The sequence below is a fragment of the Bauldia sp. genome (assembly GCF_965232525.1).
Classification (GTDB): domain Bacteria; phylum Pseudomonadota; class Alphaproteobacteria; order Rhizobiales; family Kaistiaceae; genus Bauldia.
This window is the reverse complement of the sequence record NZ_OZ246980.1, coordinates 4,105,099-4,132,088: the sequence shown is the minus strand read 5'-3', so window position 1 is coordinate 4,132,088 and position 26,990 is coordinate 4,105,099. Positions and strand designations below refer to the sequence as shown.

The following is a 26,990-nucleotide window of genomic DNA, read 5'->3' as shown; positions in this document are numbered from 1 at the left end:
TCTCATGGAGATTCGTGAAGCGGAACCGCGCGATGCGGAAGCGATGAGCCGTGTGCTCATCGCTTCGATCACCGAGCTCTGCGACCAGGACCATGGCGGCGAGCCTGCCAACATCGAAAGCTGGACCGCCAACAAGGCGCCCGACACGGTGCGGACCTGGATCGATGATCCCGCCCATCATCTGGTGGTCGCCGAGCGTGCCGGCCTTGTGGTCGGCGTCGGGTGCTATGGCGACGACGGTGAGGTTCGGTTGAACTACGTCGCGCCCGAAGCGCGGCTGTCCGGCGTGAGCAAGGCCCTGCTCAGCCATATGGAGCAGGCGATGCGCGCGCGGGGGATTACGGTGGCCCGGCTGTCGAGTACCTGCACCGCCCGTCGGTTCTATCGTTCCGCCGGTTGGGTCGACAACGGCCCGGCCGAGCCGCGCTTCGGTGTCGCGTGCCATCCGATGACCAAGGCGCTCGGTGCCGCCGAAGGCGAGGCCAATGCTTGACGCGACCCAGGCCGAGCTGTTCCCCGGCCAGCCGCCGGAGCGCAGCGACGACGTGGTGATCGTCGGCGGCGGGCTCGCCGGCCTGTTCTGCGCGCTGAGCCTGGCGCCGCGACCGGTGTCGATCCTCGCTACCGCGCCGATCGGCGAGGGGGCATCGTCGACCTGGGCGCAAGGCGGCATCGCCGCGGCGATAGCGCCGGGCGATTCGATCGCGCAGCACCTCGCCGACACGATCGGCGCCGGCGCGGGCATCGTCGACGTGAAGATCGCGCGCTCGATGGTCGCCGACGCGGCGGCGCGGGTCCACGACCTGCTCGCATACGGGGTGCCGTTCGATCGCGACCTCGAAGGGCATCTGCTCATGTCGCGGGAAGCCGCCCACAGCGAGCGGCGGGTGATCCACGTCAAGGGCGACATGGCCGGTGCGGCGATCATGGCGGCATTGGTGCGCGCCGTGAGAGAGACGCCGTCGATCCGGCTGATCGAAGGCTATGTCGGCGAGTCCATCGCGCTGCAAGGCAAGCGTGTCGGCGGCATCATCGCCCGTCCCGCCACCGGCGGTCCGCCGGTGCTCTATCCGGCGCGCTCACTGGTGCTCGCCACCGGTGGCGTTGGCTACCTCTACGCGGTGACCACCAACCCGCCGGAATCGGAAGGCGCCGGTCTCGGCATGGCGGCGCGGGCCGGTGCGGTGATCGCCGATCCCGAATTCGTGCAGTTCCATCCGACCGCGATCGCGGTCGGCCGTGACCCGGCGCCGCTCGCCACCGAGGCGCTGCGCGGCGAGGGCGCAACCCTGATCAACGATGCCGGCGAGCGGTTCATGACGGCGCGTCATGCCGACGCCGAACTCGCGCCGCGCGACATCGTCGCCCGCGCGATCCACGAGGAAGTCACCGCCGGCCGTGGCGCCTATCTCGACTGCCGCGAGGCGGTCGGCGAGCGCATGGACGAGGTGTTCCCGACCGTCTACGCGTCCTGCATGGCGGCGGGGATCGATCCGACGCGCGAGCCGATCCCAGTGGCGCCGGCCGCCCACTACCACATGGGCGGGGTGCTGACCGATGCCTCCGGCCGCACCACCATCGACGGGCTATGGGCCTGCGGCGAGGTCGCCTCGACCGGCGCTCACGGCGCCAACCGGCTCGCCTCCAACTCGCTGCTCGAAGCGGTGGTGTTCGCCGCGCGGGTGGCCGACGATGTCGCGGAGCACGATCCGGTGCCCGAAACCATGCGGCCGGCGGTGGTCCCCGGCGGCGAGGCAGGGCCGCCGGACGGGGACGCGGTGCGAACGCTGCGCGAGGCCATGGCCCACCACGTCGCCGTGGTGCGCGATCGCGACGGCCTGATCGCAGCGCTTGCGACGATCGCGACGCTGGAAGCCGACAACGATTCGGCCCGGTTCGCCAACATGCTGGTGGCGGCGCGAATGATCGCCACCGCCGCGCTCGCCCGCGAGGAAAGCCGCGGCGGCCACGAGCGCGCCGACTTCCCCGAGCCGATCGAAGCCTGGCGCCGCCGCAGCTTCCTGACGCTGACCGACGCCGAGGCGGTGCCCGGTGTGCCGGGTGCCGGAAGGCCCGAGGGAGCGCTGGTTGGGTGAGGCGGCAGAAGCGCCGCCGCGGAGCGGCTGGCCGCGCTTGATGGTCGAACTCCATATGTCCGACCTCGACCGCAGCCTTCGGTTCTGGCGCAACCTTCTCGGGTTCGGTGTCGCTTTCAGCCGCCCCGGTTTTGTCTACCTCGAACGAATAGAGGGCGCGCAGGTGATGCTCTGCCAGCGGCACGGGCGTTTCGAGACGGGGCCGATGGAAACGCCCTACGGGCGGGGCGCCCTATTCCAGGTCTACGTCCACAATCTCGCCGTGGTCGCGGACGCCCTGTCGGCGCGCGCGTGGCCGCTCTATGGCGATATCCGCGAGGTCTGGCGGCGATGGGGCGACCGGGAAGGCGGGCAGCGCGAGCTTTTCGTGCAGGACCCGGACGGATATCTGGTGATGGTCGCCGAGCACATCGGCGAGCGAGCGCTGCCGCAAGAGGACGCGCCATGACCGAGCTGCCGGTCCTGCCCCGACTGCTGGTCGACGACGTGGTGGCGGCCGCGTTGAAGGAAGATCTCGGCCGGGCCGGCGACATCACCTCGGATGCAACGATTCCCGCCGAGGCACGGGCGAGCGGCACGATCGCGGCGCGCACGCCCGGGGTGATCGCCGGCGTGCCGCTGGCCGCGGCGACGTTCCGGGCGGTCGATCCGGCGGTGCGGTTCGTCGTGGAGTGCGGCGATGGCGCGGCGGTCGGCGCCGGCGACGGCATCGCCAGGATCGACGGGCCGGCGCGGACGATCCTTGCCGCCGAACGGGTGGCGCTCAACTTCCTCGGCCACCTCTCCGGCATCGCCACGGCGACCCGCGACCTGGTCGAGCGGGTGGCGCACACCGGCGCCCGCATCTGCGACACCCGCAAGACGACACCGGGCCTGCGCGCGCTGGAGAAATACGCGGTGCGCTGCGGCGGCGGCGCCAACCACCGCTTCGGCCTCGACGACGCGGTGCTGATCAAGGACAACCACATCGCGGTCGCCGGCGGCGTCGCGGCGGCGATCGAAGCGGCGCGCGCCTTCGCGGGCCATCTGGTCAAGGTCGAGGTCGAGGTCGACACCCTCGAGCAGTTGCATGCGGCGATGGCCGCCGAACCGGATGCTGTGCTCCTCGACAACATGACGCCGGATACGTTGCGCGCGGCGGTGGCGATCATCGATGGCCGGGCGATCGCCGAGGCGTCGGGCAACGTCACCCGGGAGACGGTGGCGGCCATCGCCGAAACCGGCGTCGACCGCATCTCGTCCGGCTGGATCACCCACTCCGCACCGTCGCTGGACGTCGGCCTGGACGTGGCGGCGGGGTGAGGGGGGGTGCGGTGGTGCGTGCTTCGAGGCCGCCTTCGGCCGCTCCTCAGCATGAGGGGGTGGGTGTCAATCCCGCACCGCGTCGTCCTCCGGCTTGCCACACAAGTCGGAGGACGACAGGGAGGAGGGGCGGCGGCGATGCGAGGGCGGCGCGGGTCGCGTCGCGAGGCCGAGCTTCGCCGTCTTCGGCAACGGCTGAGAGGGGCGTTCTCGGTAGTGGCTCAGCCGAACTCTCTTCCCATCTCCGGGCTGGGAGATTGGCGCCCAGTGCCAACACCGTAGTCCCTCTCCCGGCTCCGGGAGAGGGAAGAGCCGCGTCAGCCGGCAGCGTGTCGGCTATGCGAAGAGAGCCACCTCGAAGTCGTCGGCGTTGAGTTTCTGGCCCTCGTCGAGCCTTGCAATCAGGACCTTCCCACCGACACCGTCGGCATCCGCGTCGTACCAGAGCCGGCCGGAATTCTTGTGGTAGAGCATGAAGTCGTCGTTGTCCTTAGCGTTCTTTGACTTCCGGAATTCGGAGCTTTCGAGGCCACCCGGACCGGTCAACGCTGTAAACACATTCTGATCGAGGAAGAACTTGTCCTTGCCCGACTCGAATTCCTTGATCCGGTCGACATTGGTTGCCGCATCGAGCGGGCCAATGAAAGCGAATTTGTCCTTGCTGTTTCCGGCCGTGAGTTTGTCATTGCCGTCCTGGCTGAAGATTTTGCCGGCCTTGCCGTCCTTGTTTTTATAGGTGTCGTCACCCGAACCTAGGAAGACTTGACCCTTAATATCGCCCTTGTTGATGATCTTGTCGGATTTACCGGTGCTATCGAGTATAACATCGCCTTTGAGTTTTCCGTGATTCTTAAGGTCGAGCCGACCGTCGTCGACGACAATCGAGTACAGGCCCTCAATCGTCCCGTCCGCTTTGTTGATCACAGTCAATTTGACGTCCGAGCTATCATTCATATAGACGGCCGCATTTTCTCCTGGGCCAATTGACTTGATCAATCCTTCATTCTCGACTTTCGGCCCCTTTTCGAGAATACTGTCAAAAGCCGCGCCGATCTCGGTTCCAACAATCTTGCCGTAGTTGCTCAGCTCAAATTTGGTCACGTCCTCAGCAACGACGCCATAGTCGTTGAGTCCGCGAATAACACCGTGATTCTCAACAGATCCTTTATCAATAGTGCTACCATTCGAGAATTCGACGCCTCTTCCTGATAGGATCGAGCCTTCTTTTTTGTTAATAAAATTGCTATCGTCTTTGGTGAAGATCACACCGACGTTATTTGAGAATAACTCGCCTTTATTTATCAGCTTGCTCTTCTCAAATTCACTGGCAACGGCAATATTGCCTGCCGCTATGAAGACGCCTTCGTTGATCTTCCACTTCTGGTCTGGTTTTGAGAACAGAATCCCTATTCCATTGCCGTCAAACGCGAAGATGTCGTTCTTTTGTGTAGGCATGAGACGTTTCTCCCACTCAGAATGTTGTGCACTGGCCGGGGCCGATTTTCGGACAGCGACAATACGCCTTCGGCCGTTGCGTCGCCAGACAAATGTCTGAACGGTGATCGGTTGGGAGATTGGTACTCGGTGCCGGCGCCGCTAGCGTGCGACAGTGAGGCCTCGCTGGTCCCCCGATCGAGTCGGGGCGGGCTCTCTCCCGCGGGGAGAGGACATTTCTCGCTCTTGCCCGCGGAAGAGGAAACAACTGGAGCAGCGCTACCGCGCTTTACGTCGCCAACACCGCAGTCCCTCTCCCGGGGCCGGGAGAGGGTGGAGCCGCGTCATCCGGCAGCGTTTGGCTATGCCACGATCACGTTGAAGTCGTCGGCGTTGAGTTTCTGCCCCTCGTCGAGCCGTGCGATCAGGACTTTCCCGCCGGCACCGTCTGCATTCTCGTCGTACCAGAGCCGGCCGGAATTCTTGTGGTAGAGGATGTAGTCGTCGTTGTCCTTGGCGTTCTTCGATTTACGGAACTCCGAGCTTTCGAGCCCACCCGGACCGGTCAGGGACGTGAAGACGGCCTGGTCGAGAAGGAGCTTGTCCTTGCCTGACTCGAACTCCTTGATCCGGTCGACATTGGTCGCCGCATCCAGCGGGCCAAAGAAAACGAACTTGTCTTTGCTGTTTCCAGCCGTGAGTTTATCGTTGCCGTCACCGCTGAAAATCCTGCCGGCTTCGCCGCCTTTGTTTTTGTAAGTGTCGTCTCCGCTGCCAAGGAAGACACTACCCTGGATGTCGCCCTTATTGATGACCTTGTCCGACTTGTCGGTACCATCGGCTACAACATCGCCTTTGAGTTTTCCATGGTTTTCAAGGTCGAGTCGGCCATCCTCGACCCCAACCGAGTACATGCCTTTGATCGTCCCGTCCGCTTTGTTGATCACCGTCAACTTGGCGTTCGGGCTGTAGTCCATATAAACGCCTGCATTTTCGCCCGGGCTGATCGTCTTAATTAAGCCCTCATTCTCGACTTTTGGCCCTCCCTCCGGAATCTCCAGAAAAATCGCGCCGACTTCAAATCCGACAATCTGACCGTAGTTGCTTAGCTCAAATTTAGTTACGTCATCAACACGGATACCGACCTCGTCCAAGCCGCGAATAGCACCGTAATTCTCCACAGTTCCTTTGTTTATAGTGGCAATGCTAGAAAATTCAACGCCAAGTTCCGAAAGGATCGAGCCTTCTTTCTTGTTGATCAAGATACTTTTGTCATTCGCGAAAAATACGCCGTTATTGTTCCCAAAAAGGTCGCCTTTGTTAATCAATTTGCTCTTCTTAAATTCACTGGCAACGGCAATATCCGATGCTCCTACGAAAACATCTTCATTGATCTTCCATTTCTGGTTTGCTTTCGAGAACAAAATCCCAATTTGATCATCGTCAACGTCGAGGATGTCGGTCTTTTGTGTAGGCATTGGACGTTCCTCCTGTTCAGGGTGTCGGGCATCAGCCGTTCTTGGGTGGCCACAATAAGCCTTCAGCGGCTGGACCGCCAGACAGATGTCTGAGCGGCGATCGGTCGGGAGATTGGCGTTCGGTGCGGGCGTTGCCGGCGGTGTTCACGCGCGACAGTGGAGTATCGCTGCCGTCGTCCTCTGGCTTGACCAGAGGACCCGGTATCGCCGGTGCGTGGCTGTGCAGTGAGGCGCCAGCGCCGGCGTCACGATCTTCATCGGAGCAACGGCTTCGATGGGTCCTCCGGTCGAGCCGGAGGACGACAGGGAGGAAGGGCGGCGGCGGCGATTGGAGGACGATGTGGGCACGGCCAACACCCCGCACCAAGCTCGGCTAAACCGGCTCCGCCGCCAAGCCTCGCCATCCCCGATCGAGCCGGGGCTGGCTCTCTCCTGCAAGGCGAGGAAACCCGCGCGGCACCAGTGTGCGTGCTTCGAGGCTTCGCTCCGCGAAGCGCCTCAGCATGAGGAGGTGGGATGATGAAGCGCCTCAGCATGAGGAGGTAGGATGATGTTGACTGCCGGCGCGCGGCGCCCCGGGACTCAGCTCCAGCCGCCGCGGTAGGTGTTGTAGAAGATGTGGCGGCCGATCTTGTCGGACTGCTTCATCCGCCGGGCCCAGCGAGGACGCACATAGGTGGCGTGGTAGTGGGTCGACGAGCCGACCTCCTCGAGGAAGGTGTCGGCCTGCTGCTCGACCGCCTTCTTGGCGAGCTCCTCAGCGACGCCCCACGAGCGGCTGTCGGTGATCCGGTCGCGGCGCCCGTCGCAGGCGAAGGAGAACTGGCAACGATTGCGGCGGTGCTTGTTCTGGTAGACAACACCACAGACGGTGTTCGGATAGGTCGGGTTCTTCAGCCGGTTGAGCACCACCTGGGCGACGGCGATCTGGCCTTCCTCCGGCTCGCCGCGGGCCTCGAAATAGATGGCGGTGGCGAGGCATTTGAGTTCGCTCGCCGAGCGTGCCGCGGCCGGCAGCGGCTTGTTGACCCAGGCATGAGTCGCAGCGACGCCGGGGATCATCACATGTGGATCGAGGGAACCGTCGGCGATTACCGCGTCGAACGGCGCGTCGGTGACCGGATCCGACGCCGGGGCGTAGGCGACGATCACACCGCCGGTGGTCTCCGCGCCAACCTTGCCGGCCGGGCCGGCACTCGCTTCAGCTTCGGCGGCGGCAACGGTGGTCGCGGCCCGCTTCGCCGCTTCGGCCTCGGCCTTGGCGATCGCGATGGCGCGGGCCTTCTGCTGCGCGGTCAATACGAAGGCCATGCGCGACCGGTTGGGGCCGGCCTCGATCGGATCGAACAGGGATACGGTGTGGATGTAGCCGGCGCGGATATCCTCGCGGCGGTAATAACGCCGGTCGGCCTTGGCGCCGCGATGAATGCGGTGGAAGGAAATCTCGGTCGGCGCCCGGACGGCGACGGTGGTCGCCGCGCTGGCCGAAAGGCCCGGGATTGTTCCGTTTTCGCCAGGGATCAGATTGGCGATTTCCGAGGACGAGAACGCCAACGCGACCCCGGCAACCATCACCCGAATCGTCATCGTCGGCTTTGACGGACGCGGCCGTCTTGTCGATCGCACCATGGACGCGGTCACTCCACCCACGCAACCGTGTCGCCAACCGCGATGCCTGACCCCTCGGGCCCGCGACGACACACCCCAACATTCGTCCAGTGATGGGCGATTAACCTTGAAAGACAGTTAACGCCGAGACGACAAACCTACGACAGCCGCCGAATGCGGCGGCCGGCGGGCGACAGCGGGGCAGGCGGATCACGAATTGTTACGGTGTGTCGTCTTAGGCCGAGCCGAGCTCTTCAAGCTGGGCGGCGAGAGCGCGGGTGAAGGCCGGGCGGGCGAGACAGCGCTCGCGATAGGCAACAAGGGGCTGGCGTTCGGTCAGGATCGGCCTCTCCTCCAGCTCCCGCAAAACAGTCGCCATGACGATATCGGCGGCGGTGAACCGGTCTTCGAGGAAGTCCTTGTCGCCGAGCCAAACGACGAGGGCATCGAGACGCTTGGCGAGGGCCGCCAGCGCCGAGGGGCGGCGATGTTCGACCCAGGCCTCGCCGGCATAGAAGGCATCGAGTTCGACCACGTTGGAAACGTACGGCTCGACCGAGTTGAGGGCGGCGATGATCCACGTTGCCACCTGTGCCTGTCCTTCCGCGCCTAAAGGCGCGAGGACTTCGGACCTTGCCGCGATGTGGAGAACGATGGCGCCGGATTCGAACAGCCTGGTGTCGCCATCGGAAAACGCCGGGACCTGTCCGAACGGCTGCCACTCCCGGTACGTCGGCGACGCACGCTCGTCCCCGCAGACCGGAACGATCTCGTAAGGCAGGCCAGCCTCCTCGAGGGCCCAGCGGACCCGCAGATCCTTGACGAAACCGCGCGCGGATTCCGGGGCCCAATCCAGGGCGGAGACGCGAATGGTCATTGCAACAGCCTCGAGTCGTAGCCGGTGGTGATCGTCATGGCTTGTGTCGGGAGTGCCATCGGGTCAGCCCGCCGCGGCGCGGTTCTCGGCCGACGGTTCGTCCACGGCCCAGTCGAGTCCGAACGGATCGCGCAGCCGGCCGTAGCGATCGCCCCAGAACTGCTTCTCGAACGGCATGGTGACTTCGCAGCCGGCATCGACCGCGCGCGACCACCACATGTCGCCGTCGTCGACCACCAGCGTCAGGGTGAAGTTCTGGCCGGTCTTGGCAGGCGGGTCGCCGAGATCGGTCATGTAGTCCATCAGCATGAAAACGCCGTCGTTGATGGCGAGGCTGGCATTCATGATCTGGCCTTGCTCGTCCCGCATCACGTCGCCGAGCCGGATCGCGCCAAAGGCTTTCTCGTAGAACGCGATCGCCTCACCGGCGCGCTCGATCCCGAGATAGGGGATCACCCCATTCATCAGCTGGTTCATGTTCGGCTTCTCGGTCATGGGGTCCTCCTCTTCGCCGATGTCGGCGGGCATGGGATGTCAGGGCTTGAGGGCGAGGGCGGCACGCTCGCTGCCGTCCATCAGAAACGGCACCGACGCATGGTCGTGGACGATCCGCCAGCCGTCGTCGGTGTTGCGGAAGCACGTCGTGGTCCGGAACCAGAGATCGACGTCAGTACCGTCGGTCTTGGTGCCGCGCATGTTGCTGAGCATCGTCATCCACGCGAGATCACCCGCGACGACGAGATCGACATCGTCGCCGTCGAAGGTCACCGGTCCGTCCCAGGTCGCAAGCCAGGCGGCGGTCTCATCACGATCGAGACCGCGCCGCGCCAGCGGTGGCGCGAGGTCGTAAATCACCGCGTCGGGAGCATAGCCAGCAGCGATGGCGTCGGCGTCCTTGGCCTGGTAGGCCGCGCCGAGGCGGTCGCAGAAAGCAATGATGTCGTCGCGGGCGGTCATGCCGCCTTCCTCCTCTTGGCCGGCTGGGCGAACAACAGCTCGATGTAGCGTTTCAGGTGGTCGATGGCCTCGCGCGCGACGGCTCCATCGCCGCTTGCCTTGGCCAGGATGAAGGCCCCCTGGAGCACGACCTGGGTGTGACGCGCCAGGCTCTCCGCGGTCCAATCGGCGGCGATGCCGCGGGCCTGCATCGCGGCGCGGATCTCAGGTTCCAGCGTCGCGGCGTGACCGAAAATGCTGGCGGCGCACGCGTCGCGGATTGCCGGGTGCGAGCCATAGACTTCCTGCACCATGGTGCCGACCAGGCAGGTGAACTCGGCAAGATCGCCGTCGATGATGCTCCTGCGAAAATCGACATAGGCGAGCAGGCGGTCCAGCGGATCGTCATGATCGTGGTAGGGGGCGTTCTCGAAGAAGACGCCGGTCGTCTCCGCCCAGTAGGCGGCCGCCGCGACGCCGAGCGCTTCCTTGCTGTCGAAGTGGTGAAAGAACGCGCCCTTGGTGACACCGGCCGCGGCGCACAGATCGTCGACCGTGGTTGCGGTGAATCCCTTCTCCCGAATGACGCCGCGTGCCGCCTCGAGCAATCGCGTCCGTGCATCGCCCCGCTCGGGCTGGTGTTTGGTCGGTCTCGGCATGGAAAATATATACCGGACAGTTGGTATGTATGTCAATCCGGATTCTGAGTCAGCCCTTGAGAGTCGGGATCAGAATTTGTGGCGTGATCAGCGTGATCAGAATGGCGGCGGGATCAGATGGACGGGAAAACCAGAATTGGCGGCCGGCAGCTGGGGTGTTTGATTCAGGCCGACAGAGCGGTGTCTTTGAAGCCGACAGAGCCGGTGGCTCGGTGGTCCGTGCCAGCGCCGACGCGAATGTGACGCGGTCGCTTCGTTGCCGCAGATTTGATGACGGTGATGTCCGCGTCGAAGGGGGCGGTTCCCGGCTTGATTGCGGCGGCGTTGCCGGTCAAGCTGGCGGCAATCGAACTGCAGGGGGTGAGGAAAGAGATGAAGACGCTGCTGGTTCCGTTCGTTGTCGTTTCGTGTGGTCTTGGCGTGGCGGTGCCCGCGGCCTACGCGGACGAGGCCGCCGACTCACAGGCGATCGTCGAGAGCCTCGAGCGGCTCAAGGCCGGGTTCCGCGATCAGGATGCGACGGTCGTTCGCGAAGTGATGACGCCGGACGCCGTCTTCGTCACACCACTTTACGGGGCGCCCTTCACGGTCAACCAGGTCGTCCGGACCCTGATCGATCTGGAGATCACGGACGACGAGACCCACAGTCCCAACGTCACGTTCATGAATGACGACACGGCCTTTCTGACGTTCAGGACGTCGTTCGACGGGACCTATAGCGGCGAGCGTCCGTCGTGGTCGTGGGTGTTCACGTCGTCGTTGTGGAAACGCGATGGCGACGAATGGCGGGTCTCGTTCCTTCAGGAAACCCCGATCGACGCGCCGGACTAGCGCCAGTCGGACAGGCTAAACCACGAAGAAGTCGTCGGCGTCGAGCTTGGTGCCTTTGTCGACCTTGGCGAACAGGATCATCTTGGAGTCGCTGCCCTTCTTGGCGTAGGAGATCTTGCCTTCGTCCTTGTCGTAGATGATGTGCTGGTCCGTGTTCTTGGGCTCGGTGCCCTCTTTGAAATACTTGGATTTCAACTGACCGCCCGAGCCGATGTTCTCGAAGATCGCCGACGACAGCTCGATGGTGTCGTCGCCCTTGCCGAAGTCGGTGATCTTGTCGACATTGCCGTTCCCGATCTCGGTAGAGAAGAGGAAGGCATCGTCGCCTGAGCCGCCGGTGAGTTCGTCCTTGCCCTTGCCGCCGTCGATCACGTCGTGGCTGTTGCCGCCCTTGATCGTATCCTTGCCTTTGTCGCCGGTCAGCGTGTCCTTGCCGTTGTTGCCCTTGATCAGGTCCTTGCCGTTGCCGCCGCCGATCTGATCGGCGCCACTCAGACCCGAGATCGTGTCGTCACCGCCCTTGCCCTTGATGATGTCGTTGCCCTGGGTCGCGGGAAGCTGGCCATGAACGGTGCTCGTCTCGTTGATGACGTCGTCGCCGCTGGTGCCGGTGATCACCGCCTGGATCGCGGTGAGCACGACATCGTTGCCGTCGCCGCCGCGGTAGGTGATCGAGAAGGCATAGCCGTCGAGAACGCCCTCACCGCCTTCGGCGAGACCGGCGAAGGTTCCGACGACCGCATCGTCGCTGTCGTTGTCGATGATGGTGAATGTGTCGCCGATACTCGGGGTGAAGCCGTCGACCATGGACAGGTCGAGCGTCGGGGCTTCCAGATCGACTTCACCGGTAACGACGACCTGATCATAGCCATCGGTGCCCGGCGTGTTGCCGCCGAGCTCCACCTCGAATGAAGCACCAGCGGCCGCGGTGAGGTCTTCGGTCGACAGGACGCCCGTGCTCGATCCGGCACCGATCGTCCCGCCGGACCCGACCACGACCCCGCCCACCGTCCCATTGCCGCCGAGTGCGCCGCCGCTGCCGATGGCGAAGTCCGAATTGGCGGCGCTGCCTTCGACCTGCATCAGGCCGGCGGCGATGATCGTTGCGCCCGTGTAGGTGTTGGTGCCACCGAGGACCAGCGTGCCGGCACCGGACTTGCTGAGGCCCCATACGCCGGCATCGTCGCCACTGCCGCCCGAGCCAGTTTGATCGGCGATGACGTCGTCGATGGTCTGGGTGTCGCCACTGCCGATGTTGAAGGAGAGGGTACCGTAGCCCTGGAGAAAGAATCCGGAACCGAAAGCGGAGCCCGCGCCACCACCGGTTTCCGCCGACCCCGCGACAACGCTGCCGCCGGAGGTATTGCCCGAGCCACCGATGGTCAGCGTGCCGCCTTCGACGACAAACACCGCGCCGCCCATGCCGGCCCCACCGCCGCCATTGTCGCCGCCGCCGAAGCCGCCCGAACCGGCTGTAAAGCCGCCGCCGCCACCGCCGCCGAACCCGCCATTTCCGCCGGTGGTGTCGTCGGTGCCGCTGGTGCCGTCGTAACCGCTGCCGCCGCCGCCACCGCCAAAGCCGCCATCGCCGCCGACGGGATCGTCTAAGGCAGTCGGGGCTACCCCGCCGCCGCCACCGAACCCTCCGTCCGGGCCGGTATCGTTTTGGAATCCCGCACCGTTAGCGGCGCCGGCGCCGCCACCGAAACCCCCGGCGCCCGCAGCCCCGAACGGGTAGCCGAATCCGCCGCCGGCACCACCGCCACCACCGAATCCGCCATCGCCGCCCACGGGGTCGCCGTCAAGGTCGCCGTCCTCGCCGCCAAAGCCACCACCGCCGCCGGAGCCCGTCGTGCGGGAACCCCCTATGTTGCCGCCACCCCCGCCACCACCATTTGCGCCGCCCGCAGCGCCATTGCCGACGTCCGGGCCACCGTCGCCACCGCTCCCGGTCAAGCCAAAGATCGACAGGCCACCGGCCTCCCCCTCGGTGCCGGGCGGCGACCCGTCGCCACTGAACCCGCCACCGCCTATGCCGCCGGCCTCAGTGTTGGTGCCGCCATTGCCGAAAAAGCCGCCGCCGCCGCCACGGCCGCCGTCGCCATAGATGCCGCCGCCGCCGCCACCGTCGTAGTCCCCGGCGTCGCCGCCGAGGCCTGCGCCGGCGCCGAGACCGGTCGGGCCGCCACCGCTGCCGCCTTCCGCCTGGTTGTCAACAAACGATACGTCGTTGAGGGTGACATCGGCGGACTGGTTGATGAACAGCGCTCCGCCGGCGCCCATGCCGCCGCCGCCACCACCGACGACCGCATCGCCGCCGTCGGCTGCTCCGTTGGCCAGCGTCAGGTCGTTGATGACGACCTGCTGCCGCGCCGCCAGGATCGAACCGGCGTAGTCCTCGTCGTTCAGGGTCGCTTCGTCGACGCCGATGAAGAAGACACGGGAGGCGCCGTCGGCATCGATGGTGTAACCGTTGCCGTTGATGATCATGGAATTGAAGATCGGCGGCAGGTTGCCGGCCAGCGTCACATCGGTCTGGATGTCGATGATGTGCGGCCCTTCGGTCGCAAGCGCCTGGGCCAGCGCCCAGCTCAATGTGCCCGTGTCGCCGGTCGTGCCGTCGCTGGCTGTCCCGGGATCACTGCCAACAGTGACGGTGAACGTTGCCATGGTCGGCTCCTTCTAGAAGAGGCGTCATCGATCTTGGCGGAAGGCTAACAACTCCGGCTCCAGCGCTCCAGACAACTTAGGAGCGACAGCGAACGGCCTACACGACGAAGAAGTCGCCGGCGTCGAGGTCGGTCCCTTTGTCGACCTTGGCGAACAGGATCATCTTCGAGTCGCTGCCCTTCTTGGCGTAGGAAATCTCGCCTTCGTCCTTGTCGTAGATGATGTGCTGGTTGGTGTTCTTGGGCTTGGAGCCCTCGATGAAAAATTTGTCATCCAGCGGCCCGCCCGAGCCGATGTTCTTGAAGATCTTGGCGGATAGCTGAATCTCGTCGCCATCCTCGAAATCCTTGATCCTGTCGACATTCGAGGGGCCGAGATCGGAGGAGAAGCGGAAGGCGTTCTCGCCGGCGCCGCCGGTCAGCTTGTCGTCGCCCTTGCCGCCATCGAGCAGGTCGTTGCCCTGGGCGCCGCTGAGGGTGTCCTGGCCGTTGTTGCCCTTGAGCGTATCGTTGCCCTGGCCACCGGCGATCGTGTCCTTGCCCTTGTTGCCCTTCAGCGTGTCGTTGCCCTGGTTGCCAGCGATCGTGTCGGCGCCCTTGTTGCCGTTGATCTGGTCATCGCCGCCGACGCCGGACAGCGTGTCGTCACCCTGCTTGCCATTGATGATGTCGGCGCCTTCAGTTGCGGGGAGCTGGCCATGGACGGTGTTCGTCGCGTTGATGACGTCGTCCTTGTCGGTGCCGTTGATCACCGCCTGGATCGCCGTCACGACCACGTCGTTGCCATCGCCGCCCCGGTAGGTGACGGAGAACGCGCGGCCGTCGGACACGAACTGGCCACCTTCCGCCAGCGACGCGAAGCTGCCGGTGACCGGATCGTCGCCATCGTTATCGATGATCTCGAACGCATCGCCAAAGGCAGGATCGAAACCGCCAGTGAGCGACAACGACAAGGTCGGCTTTTCCAGATCGACGGCTCCGGTCACGGCCATGACGTCGTAGTCCACCCCGGCTCCAGTGCCCCCGATCTCGACGGCGAACACTGAGCCGCCCTTGAAATCGATGGCGTCGGTGGTGAGCGTGCCCGCACTCGCGCCGGGACTGACGGTGCCGCCCGATTCGACGGTCACCATGCCCACCGCGCCGGTTCCGGCGAGAGTGCCACCGTCGCCGACATTGACGGCGGAGTTGATGGCGCTGCCATCGACCTGGACCGTCCCGGCATTGATATTGGTCTGGCCGCTATAGGTGTTGGTCCCGCTCAGGATCAGGGTGCCGGTGCCGGCCTTGTTGATACCCCAGGCGCCGGCGTCGTCGCCGGTCCCGCCGGAGCCGGTCTGATCGGCGATGTCGTCGGCGATCGTCTGGGTGGCGGCACCGCCCAGCGCAAAAACAAGCGTGCCGTCGCCCTGCAGGAAGAAGCCGGAACCGAACGCCGAGCCAGAGTCGCCAATGGCTCCGCCGCCGGTGACCTGACCGCCCGAGGTCGAACTCGTTCCCTGGATCCTCAGCGTGCCGCCTTCAACGACGAACACCGCGCCGCCCATGCCGGCACCGCCGCCGGCGCCGTTTGTCGTCGCGTCGCCCGCGCCGAAGCCACCGCTGCCGCCGGTGCCGGGCGAACCGGCGCCGCCGCCGCCGCCAAAGCCGCCGTCGCCACCCGTTGCGCCGCCGCCCGCGCCGCCGCCAAACCCGCCATCGCCGCCGGCGCCCACGCCACCGGCACCACCCCCGCCGCCGAAGCCACCGGTGGCGTCGGGGCCGCCGCCGCCCCCGCCGAAGCCACCATGGCCGCCGTTGGACGCGCCGTCGCTTCCGCTGCGGCCCGCGCCGCCCCCGCCGCCGAACCCGCCGTTGCCGCCATTGGTTGCTCCGTCGGCGCCGCCGAAGCCGCCGCCGCCACCCGGACTGAACTCGTTCCCGGGGTTACTGGTCTCCTCGCCGCCGCCACCGCCACCGCCGAGCGCGCCGCCATCGCCGCCGTTTACGCCGCTGCCGCCCGTGCCGCTCAGTCCGTATATGGCGAGGTTGCCGCCCTGTCCGTTGAGGCCGGCTCCCGCGCCATTGCCGCTATAGCCGCCGCCGCCACCACCCGTGGAGGAGGCGCCATCGCCGAAGATGCCGCCGCCGCTCCACAAACCGAAGCCATATATGCCCCCGCCGCCCATCGCGCTTCCGGCGCCGCCGAGCCCGCCGCCGGCGCCGTCCCCAACATTTGCGCCGCCGAAGCCGCCGGTCGCCTTGCTGTCGACGAAGTCGACACCGACGAGCGTGACGTCTGCCGTCTGGTTGACGAACAGCGCCGCACCGGCGCCCATGCCGCCACCGCCGCCATTGCCGCTGCCGTTGCCGCCCTCGGCGTGGGCGTTGGCAATGGTCAGGTTATTGATCACCACCTGCGGGCGCTCGGCGAGGATCGAGCCGGCATAGTCGGAATCGTTGAGCGTCGCCTCGTCGACCCCGACCATGAAGATGCGCTGGTTGCCGTTGCCGTCGATGGTGTAACCGTTGCCGTTGATCGTCACCGAATTGAAGATCGGCGACAGCGGGCCGTTCACCGTCACGTCGGTCTGGATCTCGATGGTGTGCGGACCCTCGGTGGCGTTGGCCTGGGCCAGCGCCCAGCTCAAGGTACCCTCGGCGCCGGTGACCCCTTGTGGAGTGGTGCCCGGGTCGTTGGCGATGGTGACGGTGAAGGTGGTCATGGCAAATCACTCACTTCGGATGGGTGTTTGAACGACGCGACGCCTAAGGTCTATTGATCATCCTGCGATACGAGCGGCTGGCAATACGCGCGGTTGAGGTCTTCGTAGCATGACAATCTGTCGGTACCATGCGCATGGACTCGATTGTCGTGGCGGAAGAAAGATCGCCGTTGCCGGAAAGGGGAGGGCGCGATGCGCTGGTTTTGGATTGCCGTGTTCGTCACAGCGCTTGCGGGGCCGGCCTTCGCCGGCGGCGACGGCTGCCACGATCTCTGGTTTACCCGCAATCAGGTGATGGATCGGGCCGGCTATTGCTTCGGCTCCACCCTCGGCCAGGCAGTGTTCGACAACAGCGACTGCACCGGCAAGTCGGTGACGCTCGGCGCTGACGACCGGGCGCTGGTGAAGCAGATCCAGGCGCTGGAGGCGCAGTTTCAATGCAGGGTCGACACCAGCCAAGCGACCCTCGACCTCGATGACGTGGCGATCCGCCGGCAACTCAAAGACCTGCCGATTGCCGAGGAATTTCCCGGCGGCTGCCTCGGCTGGCTGGGGCCGGAGACGCCGCTTCACGCCGGTCATAGCCGCGCCACCGACGTGATCGGCCGGATCTTGCCGGGAGACTATGTCGGCTACTTCCATATTCCGGAAGGCAAGTGGACGTACGTGACCGCCGCCGATACCAACTGGACCCTGAAAAGCGGCGGTTGGCTGAAGGAGGGACCGGAGGGCACGACCTGCAAGGATTATGCGGGATAGGGGCCACCTATGTCGGCGATCAGGACGAAGTGCCGACCCTCCGGCGCCACCGTCGAAACGCTATAAACGCCCAGATGCCTTCGGCAGCGAGAAACGGGTAGGAGCCGATCAGAAAAGCATAGAACGCGGCGAGCGCGCATCCGAACGAGAATATGGCAACGAAGATCGGATCGCGTCGTTCCAGCGCGTAGCTTGCCACCATGATGATGACCGCGACAACGCCGAGCGCTTCGACACCGGGCATCGCAGGTTCCCTCCCGTTGCGAGGCGGCCGGGCTCCTGCCGGTGACCTCAGAGAATGCAGCCGATCATACCGGACCGCTGGCCGCATGGCGCGCCCTGCTGCTCGCCTCGCGACGGCCGACGGTCGCTTGGTGCAAGCGGATGGGCGGTCGTTCGGCTGAGCGATGTCTCGCCTCGCAGGAGCGGCCCAAGCGCCTTGGCTTCAGTCCGAGGGTAGGCCGTCAAGGGGTGTCGCTTAAGGGGTCCAGGCACGTTCCGCGGCGCACTGACCATTGCCCACCACCACCGGGCGCCCTAAGCTGTGTCGTGGTGGCGCACGCACGTGTCTGTCGTCAGTTAGCAAGGGTCATGACGAATGAAAACCAGGCGTCTTTTCACGGTGATGGCTTGCCTGTTCGTAAGCTACAATGCGTCGACGATACCAGTTTTCTCGAACGAGAAAACGATAGTATGTACTCAAGAAAATTGCAATCTAAAACACGCGATCGCCGTCTCCGAGACGATTTTTCATCTTCAATGCCAGACTAATGGTCAAACATATCAGCCAAATCCCGTGACTTGCACGGTCAAGCAAATAAACGGACCGAGTTGCGATCCTCCAACATATCCGACAGGAGCGAATTACGCCGATTGCCATTGCTACGCTCCGATGTTTGGCGATGACGCGCACTTCAGCTATACTTGTGATCGGTAAGGTCTACTGCGTTTGCGATTTTTTTACAAGCGAACAGATTAGTGATAACAAAGTCGCTTAACGTGTTCGGCGTTTGAAGTGATGAGCCGATTGGTGAGAGTCAAAATCTCCCACGCCCTGGCGGCACTCGTCGCGGCGGTGATGGTCTTTGAAGTACCCGCGTCCGCATCAGAGCATAAATCGAAAGATGTTGGCGAAGAAAGGTTGGAGTGCGATAAAGAAAAGTGCGAATATGTCAGATCAATTGGGCAATTCGCAACGAAAAGCTTCGGGGGATTCTGTGATGGCGCTGTGCCGGACTCGATGCACTGCCGCGCGGGCGAACATCCCATGTCGTGTGTCAATTACCCTCTTCTGCACAACCTTTGCACGTGCACCAATTGGAGCCTTGCTAAAAGGATTAACGCCTACATCACGGTGAACTGCAAATAAAAACGCCCATCTCTTACGGACCTCGATTTGTACAGTCCTTCCACGGTGAGGCGGCGGGCGGCGGGCCAGACCGGGTGATGTTAGCGTGCGGCCACCTTGTGCCAGGGACACCGGGAGGGAGCGCTCACGCAGCTCTTCCGGCCACGTATTTCGGCCCCACGAACAAAGATCGTGAGGCGTAGAGGCCGGCGATCCCCAGGCCGCCACCGATCACAACCAATGGCCAGGACGGATTGAGGAAATCAAGGGAGAACAACGACTCCTCAAGGCCGAGCGCCCAATACACCATGAGGAGGGCAATGACCCCATTGTTGAGGGCGTGAACGACAAAGACGCCCGTCAGTTTGCCTGATCGGATGACCATCAGGCAGGTGACGACGCTGAACACCGCCGACCCAACCACATGCGGATGAAGGACCGCGAAGGAAAGCGAAACGATCGCGACCGACATCCAGGTCGAGAGCCGCGTCCGCAACCGGCCGAACAGGAAGCCGCGAAAGAACAGTTCTTCCACCAGCGGTGCGGCAATCACCAGCGTCATCAGATTCAGGACACTCGCAATGACATAAGCCGACTCGGTGCTCCGCCAGACGAAGTTGCGGTCATCCTCGTCGAAGGGAATCAGGGATGGATCGAAGTCCAGTAGCTCAAACAGACTCCCAGTCGAGAAAGAAAGACAAAGGAGAGAAAGTGTAATGACAACCAAGTGAGCGGACGGTCGCGCCTTGCGGAGCGGATCCCACAGATTTATTGAGAAACCACGAGTCCGGACTTCCAAGAAAAGATAAACAAAGAACAACAGAAACATAAGTAAATCGAAGAACGCCGATATCAGCGCGACACGCGGTGGCTCGGATATATATAGTCCCCAGTAAATGCTGCGTGCGACAAGTATCATCGTCGCCACGACAGCAGCGACGGCGACGAGCATATGCCAGATCGGAATAGAACCGTAGGCCGTGCCGATCGTGGTGTTGGGAATCGATGGGATCTTCATCAGGGCGTAGGCAGCAAGAACCGGGCCGGCCGGCGTGGCGCGCCCACGCGCCAACCTATCACCTGGGTTGTGTGCTGAGTAGGCAGTTCGCAAGAAACGAGAGTGAGAGACGGCTTGATAAGGATCTACGCGGACTTCAATGACGCCAACGGTGAAGATGAACACTGGATCTTAGCCTACGATGGCGAGCCCCTTGAGAAACGCGTCGAGGGACTCGGCCTATCGGTCGGTGACAAAGTCGTCCTCCATCAGGACGAGGACGACTTCGAGGTGATCGCCAGGCTTGACTTCCGGTATGAGCCCTTGGCCGGCCGGGAGACGTGGTTGGCCAAGCCGGACTGGTCGACCTTGGCTCGCAAGTCGGACTGAACCGCCGCCCCTCAATCCTCCGGTGGGGCGGCCTCGCCGTGGCGGAGCGCGGCTTGCGCGGCGGCGAGGCGGGCGATCGGTACCCGGAACGGCGAGCAAGACACGTAGTCGAGGCCGACTTCCTCGCAAAAGGCGATGGTCGCCGGGTCGCCGCCATGCTCGCCGCAGATGCCGAGCTTGATGCCGGGGCGGGTGTCGCGGCCGCGCTCGGCGGCGATCTGGACCAACTCGCCGACCCCGTCGCGGTCAATAGTGACGAACGGATCGGCCGGCAGGATGTTGGCGGCGGCATAGGCGGCGAGCAGCGAGGCAGTATCGTCGCGGGAGAAGCCGAAGGTGGTCTGGGTCAGGTCGTTGGTGCCGAAGGAGAAGAACTCGGCGGTCGCCGCGATCCGGTCGGCCTGCAGCGCGGCGCGGGGCAGTTCGATCATCGTGCCGATGGTGTAGTCGGGCCGGGCAGCGCGCTCCTCCTCAATGGCGTCGGCGGCCTTCTCGACCATCGCCTTGACCTGGTCGAGTTCCGCGGCGGTGGCGACGAGGGGCACCATGATCTCCGGCGATATGGTCTCGCCGGTGGCGGCGGCGATATCGGCGGCGGCCTCGAAGATGGCGCGCGCCTGGGTCTCGGCGATCTCCGGATAGGTGATCGCCAGCCGGCAACCGCGGTGGCCGAGCATCGGGTTGAATTCGCGCAGCGCCAGCGCCCGCTCGCGCAGCCGCTCCGGTTCCACCTTCATCGCCGCGGCGACCTCGGCGATTTCCTCATCGGTATGGGGCAGGAACTCGTGGAGCGGCGGATCGAGCAGGCGGATGGTGACTGGCTCGCCCTTCATGATCTCGAACAGCGCGGTGAAGTCGGCGCGCTGCATCGGCAGCAGCTTGGCGAGCGCGGTACGGCGACCGATCTCGTCGCCGGCGAGGATCATCTCGCGCACGGCGACGATGCGGTCGTCCTGGAAGAACATGTGCTCGGTACGGCAGAGCCCAATCCCTTCGGCGCCGAACGAGCGGGCGGCGCGCGCGTCGGTTGGAGTCTCGGCATTGGCGCGCACCTTCATGCGCCGGGCCTGATCGGCCCACTCCATCAGCTTGCCGAAATCGCCGGAGAGTTCCGGCTGGCGCATGGCGACCGCGCCGGCGAGCACTTGACCGGTGCCGCCGTCGATGGTCACGACATCGCCCTTGGCGAGGGTGCGTCCGCCGGCGTTCACGGTCTCGGTGCGGTAGTCGACCCGCAAGCTGCCGGCGCCGGAGACGCACGGCTTACCCATGCCGCGGGCGACCACCGCGGCGTGGCTGGTCATGCCGCCGCGGGTGGTGAGGATGGCTTCCGCCGCGTGCATGCCGTGGATGTCCTCGGGGCTGGTCTCGACCCGGACCAGCACCACCTTCTTGCCCTGGCCGGCGGCGGTTTCCGCCTCGTCGGCGGAGAAGACGATCTCGCCGGATGCGGCGCCCGGCGAGGCGGGCAGGCCGGTGGCAATCAGATCGCGTTCGGCGTCAGGGGCGATGGTCGGATGGAGCAACTGGTCGAGGGAGGCCGGATCGACCATCAGCACCGCCTCGTCGGCGCTGATCAGCCCTTCCTCGGCCATCTCGACGGCGATCTTCAACGCGGCGCGGCCGGTGCGCTTGCCGTTGCGGGTCTGCAGGATCCACAGCTTGCCGCGCTCGACGGTGAACTCGACATCCTGCATGTCGCGGTAGTGCTTCTCGAGCGTCTCGCAGATCGTGTTGAAGCCCCAGAAGGCGTCGGGCATCGCGGTTTCCAGCGACGGCTGGTCGGAGCCGGAGGCGACCCGCGCCGCCTCGGTCAGGTCGCGCGGGGTGCGGATGCCGGCGACCACGTCCTCGCCCTGGGCGTTGATCAGATACTCACCATAGAGCGCCTTGTCGCCGGTCGAGGGATTGCGGGTGAAGGCGACGCCGGTGGCCGAGGTGTCGCCCATATTGCCGAACACCATCGCCTGGACATTGACGGCGGTGCCCCAGCTCTCCGGCAGAGCGTGGAGCCGCCGATAGGTGATCGCCCGCGGGGTCATCCACGACTCGAACACGGCGCCGATTGCGCCCCAGAGCTGCTCGTTCGGGTTCTGCGGGAACGGCGCGCCCTTTTCCCGCTCGACGATGACCTCGTAGTCGCGGACCAGTTCGGCCCAGTCGTCGCCGGAGAGATCGGTATCGAGGCTGTAGCCGCGCTCGTCCTTGAAGTCCTCCAGCCGCTCCTCGAAATGACGGCCGTCGACGCCGAGGACGACGTCGGCATACATCTGGATGAAGCGGCGATAGGAATCGTAGGCGAAGCGCTTGTCGACGCTGGACGCAAACGCTTCGACGGTGCGGTCGTTGAGGCCGAGATTGAGGACGGTGTCCATCATCCCCGGCATCGAGGCGCGGGCGCCGGAGCGCACCGAGACGAGCAGCGGCATGGTCTCGTCGCCGAAGCGGCGCCCGGTATGCTCCTCGACGGCCCTGAGCGCTTCGTTTACCTGGGCGATCAGGTGCTCGGGATAGGTCCGGTCCTTGGCGTAGAAATAGGTGCAGACTTCGGTGGTGAGCGTGAAGCCCGGCGGTACCGGCAGGCCAAGGCTTGCCATCTCGGCAAGGTTGGCGCCCTTGCCGCCGAGCAACTCGCGCATCTCGGCGTTGCCATCAGCCGAGCCCCCGCCAAAGCTGTAGACCCATTTGGTCATCGATCCCTCCTGCCCGGGAGATGATGCGACGTCAGGTAGCCGCCGCCATTGATGCGGCGCAATATGGTCGCTTGCCGCAGGCGGTGTGTTAGGCGGGAATTATGACCGCGATCCGACCCGGAGGCCCGGAGCCGGGCGTTCTTTCAGCACTTCGCGGCGGAATCGGAACAGGGCGGCGGGGCGGCCGCGCTTCGGCGGCGCGGCGGTGCCGGTCGGCTCGACCAGGGTGGCGGCCTCGACCAGCCGGCGGAAATTCTGCTTGTGGAGGTGACGGCCGGAAATCGCCTCGACGGTGCGCTGCAGGTCAGTGAGGGTGAACTCGCGCCCCATCAGCTCGAACACCACCGGCCGGTATTTCAGCTTGGCCCGCAGCCGCGCGATCGCCGTGGCGAGGATGCGACGGTGGTCGAAGCGCATCGAGGCGCCGAAGGCGGAGGGTGGCGGCGCGCCGTCGGCCGGGGTGCGGCCGTCGCGTCGGGCCTCGGCGACGAGGGCGGCTTCGTAGAGCAGCTCGTACCGGTCGAGGATGCGCTCCTCGTCCCAGCGCCCGCCCTTGTCGCCAAAGGCGAGGCGGATGCGCTCCTGCGGTCCGAGGCCCCGGCGACCAACGCTGCCGGCGGCCGGTCGCCGGGCCCAGCGCCTCAGCGCCGGCAGGACGACCTTGTCGAGCAATGCCGGGCGGCCGTCGCGCCAATCCTCCCACGGGAAGAAATCGTACCAGCGCCGCCAGCGTGCACCTGTCAGCGCCAGGGCTTCCGCCGCGTTGGGGTCGGGGCGGGTCAATGCCAGATAGCCGACCGAGACGAGGTGGGGGCCGCGGTCGCCCGGATGGGCGTGGCGGCCGCGATCACCGAAGGTGTAGAGCTGCTCGACATAGCCGAGCTTCAGCGTGGTCTGTTCGGCGACCCAGGCGCGTAGGCCCATCTCCAACGTGCGGTGCGTGATCGGATCGAACGGCCCGAACGGCAGGCCGTCGGGGGTGTCGCCGCCATCGTCGCCGTTGACGCCGGCGACCACCAGGATCAGCGGCTGCTGGTCGTCGACCGTGACGATCGCCGCGGTCAAGCCGATCTCGATCGGGGGGCGGGCGACCTGATCCACGGGCTCTAGTCTTCCAGCGGCAGGGCGAAGGGCGTGCCCTCGAAGGCGAGTTCGCCGCGGCCGATCGCTTGCACCGCCCGGACCATGCGGCCGTCGCGGTCGAGCAGGGTGTCGGCAAGGGCGACGATGCGGATGTTGGGGGTCGCCGTCGGTGCCGCCTCGCGAAGCCGCCGCGCTGTGGCCATCTCGTCGCGATCGGGCCGGGCGGCGCAGAGCGCGATGAAGGCACCAGCGGTCGACCGGCTGATGCCGGCATAGCAATGGACCACTAGCGGCCGGGCGGCGGGCCAGTTTTTGATGAAGGCGATCAGTTCCCCGACGTGTTCGGTTTCCGGGGCGGTCATCCCCTCCGCCGGCTCGACGATGTCGTTGACGCCGATGAACAGATGATTGGCTTCGGGAATCGCGGCCGGGCGGTCGACCGGCGTGCCTTCGTTGACGATGCTGATCAGATGGCTCGCGCCGGACACCGCGACCGTCTCGGCGAGTTGCGACAGGGGGCAGACATGAACATGCGGCATCGGTCGAATCCGGGTGGCGGGTGCGGTTCGCGCGGCGAGTATACAGCGTTGTTCGATTTTGGGGCCCGGCGTGTTGGGGGGGAGGCTGCGACGGAGGGTCAGGTACAAGCACCACCGTCATGGCCGTCCCCGAGCTTGATCCGGGATCAGTTCCGGCCGTCCACGTCTTCACGACCGCTGTGCGGTCCCCCATTGGTGGTGTTCGCGTGGATGCGCGGATCAAGTCCGCGCATGACGTCCATGGCGGGCGTGGCCGTGTCACTACCACTCCGCGTCGTCCTCTGGCTTGACCAGAGGACCGGTATCCGCGGCACATGGCTGGGCAGTGACATGCCGGAGGTGTTCACAACCATTCTGTATCGGAGCAAAGGTTTCGATGGGTCCTCTGGTCAAGCCAGAGGACGACGGGGCGTGGGTGAGCCCGCGGCGGCTTTCTCTGGTATGTGGCGACGTCGATGAAGTTGGGTTCCCTCCCCCCTTTGATTCCCCTACTGAAGTCCTCGCCGCATGCAAACGCACCCTTTGGACCAAACGCAATCGCCCTCATCTTGAGGTGCGAGACCGTATAAGCGGGCGAGCCTCGAAAGACGCACGACGCCATTTCGCCTCTCGCGAGACAGCCTCCACCCGGCGCGGAGATGGCGCTTCGTCTATGGGATGTGCGTGCTTCGAGGCCCCGGCTCCGCCGGGTCTCCCCCGATCGGGTCGGGGGCAGGCTCTCAGCATGAGGAGGTGGGGTGTGCGTTCGACGGTCGCCTTCAACTCCTTCACCAGGCTCGGCTTAGCCGCCGCAACCGCCGCATGCGTCCTCCCAAAATGCCAAACCAGCTTCCGCAGAGGAATCCGCAAGGAGCAAGATCGGCGGTTGGTAGTACCGGATCAGCCGCGATCCGCCCGCTTGGCGAGCGTATTGAAGCGCTTGAGGAAGCGCCGCTCGGCGAGCACCGCCGGCCAGGGTTCGAGGTCGAGATCGGCCGGGTTGGGGCCGCGCGGCCGGCCGAAATAGCGCCGCGCTTCCGTGTCGGTGAAGCCGGCGAGCGTGATTGCCTCGTAGTAGGCGGCAGTACGGTCGCCGGCCTTGATCTTCGCCTGAAGCCGGGCCGGCAACGGCGTCTTGACGCCGAACCGGCGGTGGATTGCGGTGAGCAGCCGGGCCTCGATCTCTTGGTAGCGGCCGCCGAGCAGCGCCTTGAACGGCGAGATCAGGTCGCCGATCACGTATTCGGGCGCATCGTGGAGCATCACGGCGAGCCGCGCTTTGGCGCCGAGGTCGGGATCGGTCGCCTCGACGATCTGGTCGACCAGCAGGGTGTGTTGCGCGACCGAATAGGCGTTGCGGCCGACGGTCTGGCCGTTCCAGCGGGCGACCCGGGCGAGGCCGTGGGCGATGTCGGTGATCTCGACATCGAGCGGCGATGGGTCGAGGAGGTCGAGGCGCCGCCCGGAGAGCATGCGCTGCCAGGCGCGGGGCGGGGCTCGGGGACGGTCGGGCATCGGCGAATCCGGTGGCGCGTGTCGTCTCGGCCTCAGTGTCGCCGATTCGCCTGGGTTTGGGCTATTGGGCTTTCCCGCCGACGCTACAGTCGGCCCAGCGCCGATCCGGTCACGACGCGGTGTGCGCTTGACGGCCACGCCCTCCACCGACGTCATGTGGGGACTTGATCCGCGCATCCACGCGAACACCGTTGGTGAGAGCGCGGACGAGCCCATCGACAAGACGTGGATGGCCGATGTCCGGCGCTAGTGGTTCGACTCCGACATTTGCTACCCCTTGCAACACCCGCTCAGGCAAATGTCGAAGTCATAAGAACCACTAGCAAGTCTATGTTTCTAGTGGAACTTTTGAATTCGACATTTGAGCGAGAGCTTGGCCGCACATGGGACTCAAATGTCAAATTCGTTCCACTAGAACAGCGTCGGCGCCGGCGGCTCGATCAGGTCAGGCCCGTCATTGTCGACGCTGTTGACGCGCGTGCCGACCGCGAACGACTCCAACGACCCGATCGGCGCGGCCTCGATCAACGGATGCAGGTCCGGCGGTCGGTGGTCGTCGCCACCGAGCCAGGTGTCGTAACTTTCCGGTCCGAGGATCAACGGCATCCGGTCGTGGATGCGGGCGGGTTCACCACGGGCCGCGACTGTGATGATCGTCGCGCTGTCGATCTCGCTGCCATCGCGGCCAAGCCAGCTTTCCCACAAGCCGGCAAACGCGAACGGCGCCTGGTCGGTACGGCGAAGGAGATGAGGCTGGCGGGCACTGCCTTTGCTGCCCCGCCATTCGTAAAAGCCGCTCGCCGGGATCAGACATCGCCGGTGGCGGAAGGCTCCCTTGAACGCCGGCTTCTCGCCGATGCCCTCGGCCCGCGCGTTGATCAGCAGCGAGAACCGCCGCGGATCCTCGACCCAGCCCGGTACCAGCCCCCAGCGCACCAGCGCGAACCGTCGCGCGCCGTTGACCCTGCGGACGATGGCGATCGGCTGGGTCGGCGCGATGTTATAGCGCGGCGGAAACCACTCGCCGTCGAGGTACCCCAACAGCGCCGCGACTTCGTCCGGCGTGGCGATCAGGAGAAAGCGTCCACACAT

The 26,990-nt window shown here is 65.2% G+C and carries 23 protein-coding genes; 7 read left to right on the top strand and 16 right to left on the bottom strand.

Annotated features, from left to right (window positions below):
* Positions 1-4: 4 nt before the first annotated feature.
* Genes ACO076_RS19575 through nadC form a run of 4 tightly spaced genes read left to right on the top strand, consistent with a single transcriptional unit; the run spans position 5 to position 3,398 of the window.
* Positions 5-493, top strand: a complete 489-nt coding sequence (locus tag ACO076_RS19575; RefSeq protein ID WP_421724491.1) for a GNAT family N-acetyltransferase — start codon at positions 5-7, stop codon at positions 491-493.
* The gene (locus ACO076_RS19570) at positions 486-2,096 is read left to right on the top strand and encodes an L-aspartate oxidase (RefSeq protein ID WP_421724490.1); all 1,611 of its coding nucleotides are present in this window, start codon (positions 486-488) and stop codon (positions 2,094-2,096) included. The genes ACO076_RS19575 and ACO076_RS19570 overlap by 8 nt, the downstream gene beginning before the upstream one ends.
* Positions 2,089-2,544, top strand: coding sequence for a VOC family protein (locus ACO076_RS19565; RefSeq protein WP_421724489.1), 456 nt, complete (start codon positions 2,089-2,091; stop codon positions 2,542-2,544). The genes ACO076_RS19570 and ACO076_RS19565 overlap by 8 nt, the downstream gene beginning before the upstream one ends.
* Entirely contained in the window at positions 2,541-3,398 is an 858-nt protein-coding gene (nadC, locus tag ACO076_RS19560; protein WP_421724488.1) for a carboxylating nicotinate-nucleotide diphosphorylase, read from the top strand. The genes ACO076_RS19565 and nadC overlap by 4 nt, the downstream gene beginning before the upstream one ends.
* Before the next feature lie 336 nt (positions 3,399-3,734).
* Here nadC and ACO076_RS19555 read toward each other — a convergent pair whose 3' ends face one another.
* The 7 genes from ACO076_RS19555 to ACO076_RS19525 all read right to left on the bottom strand — a co-directional run bounded on the left by ACO076_RS19555 (position 3,735) and on the right by ACO076_RS19525 (position 10,390).
* Positions 3,735-4,853 (bottom strand): hypothetical protein, encoded by a 1,119-nt coding sequence (locus ACO076_RS19555; protein ID WP_421724487.1) that lies wholly within the window; start codon positions 4,851-4,853, stop codon positions 3,735-3,737.
* Positions 4,854-5,194: 341 nt separating this feature from the next.
* Positions 5,195-6,310: a hypothetical protein gene (locus ACO076_RS19550; RefSeq protein ID WP_421724486.1), complete on the bottom strand. Its 1,116-nt coding sequence runs from the start codon at positions 6,308-6,310 to the stop codon at positions 5,195-5,197.
* A gap of 582 nt (positions 6,311-6,892) precedes the next feature.
* Positions 6,893-7,897 (bottom strand): cell wall hydrolase, encoded by a 1,005-nt coding sequence (locus tag ACO076_RS19545; RefSeq protein WP_421724485.1) that lies wholly within the window; start codon positions 7,895-7,897, stop codon positions 6,893-6,895.
* A 256-nt stretch (positions 7,898-8,153) separates the two neighbouring features.
* Positions 8,154-8,795: a glutathione S-transferase family protein gene (locus ACO076_RS19540; protein ID WP_421724484.1), complete on the bottom strand. Its 642-nt coding sequence runs from the start codon at positions 8,793-8,795 to the stop codon at positions 8,154-8,156.
* Positions 8,796-8,858: 63 nt separating this feature from the next.
* Positions 8,859-9,290: a VOC family protein gene (locus tag ACO076_RS19535; RefSeq protein ID WP_421724483.1), complete on the bottom strand. Its 432-nt coding sequence runs from the start codon at positions 9,288-9,290 to the stop codon at positions 8,859-8,861.
* Positions 9,291-9,329: 39 nt separating this feature from the next.
* Positions 9,330-9,752, bottom strand: a complete 423-nt coding sequence (locus tag ACO076_RS19530; protein ID WP_421724482.1) for a YybH family protein — start codon at positions 9,750-9,752, stop codon at positions 9,330-9,332.
* Entirely contained in the window at positions 9,749-10,390 is a 642-nt protein-coding gene (locus ACO076_RS19525) for a TetR/AcrR family transcriptional regulator (protein ID WP_421724481.1), read from the bottom strand. Before ACO076_RS19525 ends, ACO076_RS19530 begins: the two co-directional genes overlap by 4 nt.
* A 279-nt stretch (positions 10,391-10,669) precedes the next feature.
* On the opposite strand from ACO076_RS19525, the gene ACO076_RS19520 reads away from it, so the two are divergent.
* Positions 10,670-11,221, top strand: a complete 552-nt coding sequence (locus ACO076_RS19520; RefSeq protein WP_421724480.1) for a nuclear transport factor 2 family protein — start codon at positions 10,670-10,672, stop codon at positions 11,219-11,221.
* A gap of 15 nt (positions 11,222-11,236) precedes the next feature.
* Here the strand turns inward: ACO076_RS19520 and ACO076_RS19515 are convergent, their stop codons facing one another.
* Positions 11,237-13,891, bottom strand: coding sequence for a hypothetical protein (locus tag ACO076_RS19515; RefSeq protein ID WP_421724479.1), 2,655 nt, complete (start codon positions 13,889-13,891; stop codon positions 11,237-11,239).
* 97 nt (positions 13,892-13,988) lie between these two features.
* On the bottom strand, positions 13,989-16,595 hold the full coding sequence (locus ACO076_RS19510) for a hypothetical protein (protein ID WP_421724478.1): 2,607 nt from the start codon (positions 16,593-16,595) through the stop codon (positions 13,989-13,991).
* A 192-nt stretch (positions 16,596-16,787) separates the two neighbouring features.
* Here ACO076_RS19510 and ACO076_RS19505 point away from each other — a divergent pair, with 192 nt between their 5' ends.
* The gene (locus tag ACO076_RS19505) at positions 16,788-17,354 is read left to right on the top strand and encodes a DUF4453 domain-containing protein (protein ID WP_421724477.1); all 567 of its coding nucleotides are present in this window, start codon (positions 16,788-16,790) and stop codon (positions 17,352-17,354) included.
* 19 nt (positions 17,355-17,373) lie between these two features.
* Here the strand turns inward: ACO076_RS19505 and ACO076_RS19500 are convergent, their stop codons facing one another.
* Both ACO076_RS19500 and ACO076_RS19495 read right to left on the bottom strand, forming a co-directional pair.
* Positions 17,374-17,598 carry a hypothetical protein gene (locus tag ACO076_RS19500; protein WP_421724476.1) on the bottom strand — a complete coding sequence of 75 codons (225 nt, stop codon included), beginning with the start codon at positions 17,596-17,598 and terminating at the stop codon, positions 17,374-17,376.
* 1,249 nt (positions 17,599-18,847) lie between these two features.
* On the bottom strand, positions 18,848-19,774 hold the full coding sequence (locus ACO076_RS19495) for a CPBP family intramembrane glutamic endopeptidase (RefSeq protein WP_421724475.1): 927 nt from the start codon (positions 19,772-19,774) through the stop codon (positions 18,848-18,850).
* A 60-nt stretch (positions 19,775-19,834) separates the two neighbouring features.
* On the opposite strand from ACO076_RS19495, the gene ACO076_RS19490 reads away from it, so the two are divergent.
* Positions 19,835-20,089, top strand: coding sequence for a hypothetical protein (locus ACO076_RS19490; RefSeq protein ID WP_421724474.1), 255 nt, complete (start codon positions 19,835-19,837; stop codon positions 20,087-20,089).
* An 11-nt stretch (positions 20,090-20,100) separates the two neighbouring features.
* Here the strand turns inward: ACO076_RS19490 and ppdK are convergent, their stop codons facing one another.
* The 5 genes from ppdK to ACO076_RS19465 form a co-directional block, all read right to left on the bottom strand.
* On the bottom strand, positions 20,101-22,782 hold the full coding sequence (gene ppdK / locus ACO076_RS19485) for a pyruvate, phosphate dikinase (protein ID WP_421724473.1): 2,682 nt from the start codon (positions 22,780-22,782) through the stop codon (positions 20,101-20,103).
* A gap of 99 nt (positions 22,783-22,881) precedes the next feature.
* Entirely contained in the window at positions 22,882-23,883 is a 1,002-nt protein-coding gene (locus ACO076_RS19480) for an NUDIX hydrolase (RefSeq protein WP_421724472.1), read from the bottom strand.
* A gap of 5 nt (positions 23,884-23,888) precedes the next feature.
* On the bottom strand, positions 23,889-24,404 hold the full coding sequence (locus ACO076_RS19475; protein WP_421724471.1) for a tyrosine phosphatase family protein: 516 nt from the start codon (positions 24,402-24,404) through the stop codon (positions 23,889-23,891).
* A gap of 879 nt (positions 24,405-25,283) precedes the next feature.
* Entirely contained in the window at positions 25,284-25,898 is a 615-nt protein-coding gene (locus tag ACO076_RS19470) for a hydrolase (protein ID WP_421724470.1), read from the bottom strand.
* Positions 25,899-26,309: 411 nt separating this feature from the next.
* Positions 26,310-26,990 (bottom strand): SOS response-associated peptidase, encoded by a 681-nt coding sequence (locus ACO076_RS19465; RefSeq protein ID WP_421724469.1) that lies wholly within the window; start codon positions 26,988-26,990, stop codon positions 26,310-26,312.

Excerpts from the sequence above, each read along its gene's own strand:
- ACO076_RS19500 (WP_421724476.1), bottom strand. The coding sequence starts at position 17,598 with ATGCCCGGTGTCGAAGCGCTCGGCGTTGTCGCGGTCATCATCATGGTG.
- ACO076_RS19505 (WP_421724477.1), top strand. The coding sequence starts at position 16,788 with ATGCGCTGGTTTTGGATTGCCGTGTTCGTCACAGCGCTTGCGGGGCCG.
- ACO076_RS19515 (WP_421724479.1), bottom strand. The coding sequence starts at position 13,891 with ATGGCAACGTTCACCGTCACTGTTGGCAGTGATCCCGGGACAGCCAGC.
- ACO076_RS19520 (WP_421724480.1), top strand. The coding sequence starts at position 10,670 with ATGTCCGCGTCGAAGGGGGCGGTTCCCGGCTTGATTGCGGCGGCGTTG.
- ACO076_RS19465 (WP_421724469.1), bottom strand. The coding sequence starts at position 26,990 with ATGTGTGGACGCTTTCTCCTGATCGCCACGCCGGACGAAGTCGCGGCG.
- ACO076_RS19575 (WP_421724491.1), top strand. The coding sequence starts at position 5 with ATGGAGATTCGTGAAGCGGAACCGCGCGATGCGGAAGCGATGAGCCGT.
- ACO076_RS19550 (WP_421724486.1), bottom strand. The coding sequence starts at position 6,310 with ATGCCTACACAAAAGACCGACATCCTCGACGTTGACGATGATCAAATT.
- ACO076_RS19470 (WP_421724470.1), bottom strand. The coding sequence starts at position 25,898 with ATGCCCGACCGTCCCCGAGCCCCGCCCCGCGCCTGGCAGCGCATGCTC.
- ACO076_RS19555 (WP_421724487.1), bottom strand. The coding sequence starts at position 4,853 with ATGCCTACACAAAAGAACGACATCTTCGCGTTTGACGGCAATGGAATA.
- ACO076_RS19475 (WP_421724471.1), bottom strand. The coding sequence starts at position 24,404 with ATGCCGCATGTTCATGTCTGCCCCCTGTCGCAACTCGCCGAGACGGTC.
- nadC (WP_421724488.1), top strand. The coding sequence starts at position 2,541 with ATGACCGAGCTGCCGGTCCTGCCCCGACTGCTGGTCGACGACGTGGTG.
- ACO076_RS19525 (WP_421724481.1), bottom strand. The coding sequence starts at position 10,390 with ATGCCGAGACCGACCAAACACCAGCCCGAGCGGGGCGATGCACGGACG.
- ACO076_RS19540 (WP_421724484.1), bottom strand. The coding sequence starts at position 8,795 with ATGACCATTCGCGTCTCCGCCCTGGATTGGGCCCCGGAATCCGCGCGC.
- ACO076_RS19535 (WP_421724483.1), bottom strand. The coding sequence starts at position 9,290 with ATGACCGAGAAGCCGAACATGAACCAGCTGATGAATGGGGTGATCCCC.
- ACO076_RS19510 (WP_421724478.1), bottom strand. The coding sequence starts at position 16,595 with ATGACCACCTTCACCGTCACCATCGCCAACGACCCGGGCACCACTCCA.
- ACO076_RS19545 (WP_421724485.1), bottom strand. The coding sequence starts at position 7,897 with ATGACGATTCGGGTGATGGTTGCCGGGGTCGCGTTGGCGTTCTCGTCC.
- ACO076_RS19530 (WP_421724482.1), bottom strand. The coding sequence starts at position 9,752 with ATGACCGCCCGCGACGACATCATTGCTTTCTGCGACCGCCTCGGCGCG.
- ppdK (WP_421724473.1), bottom strand. The coding sequence starts at position 22,782 with ATGACCAAATGGGTCTACAGCTTTGGCGGGGGCTCGGCTGATGGCAAC.
- ACO076_RS19570 (WP_421724490.1), top strand. The coding sequence starts at position 486 with ATGCTTGACGCGACCCAGGCCGAGCTGTTCCCCGGCCAGCCGCCGGAG.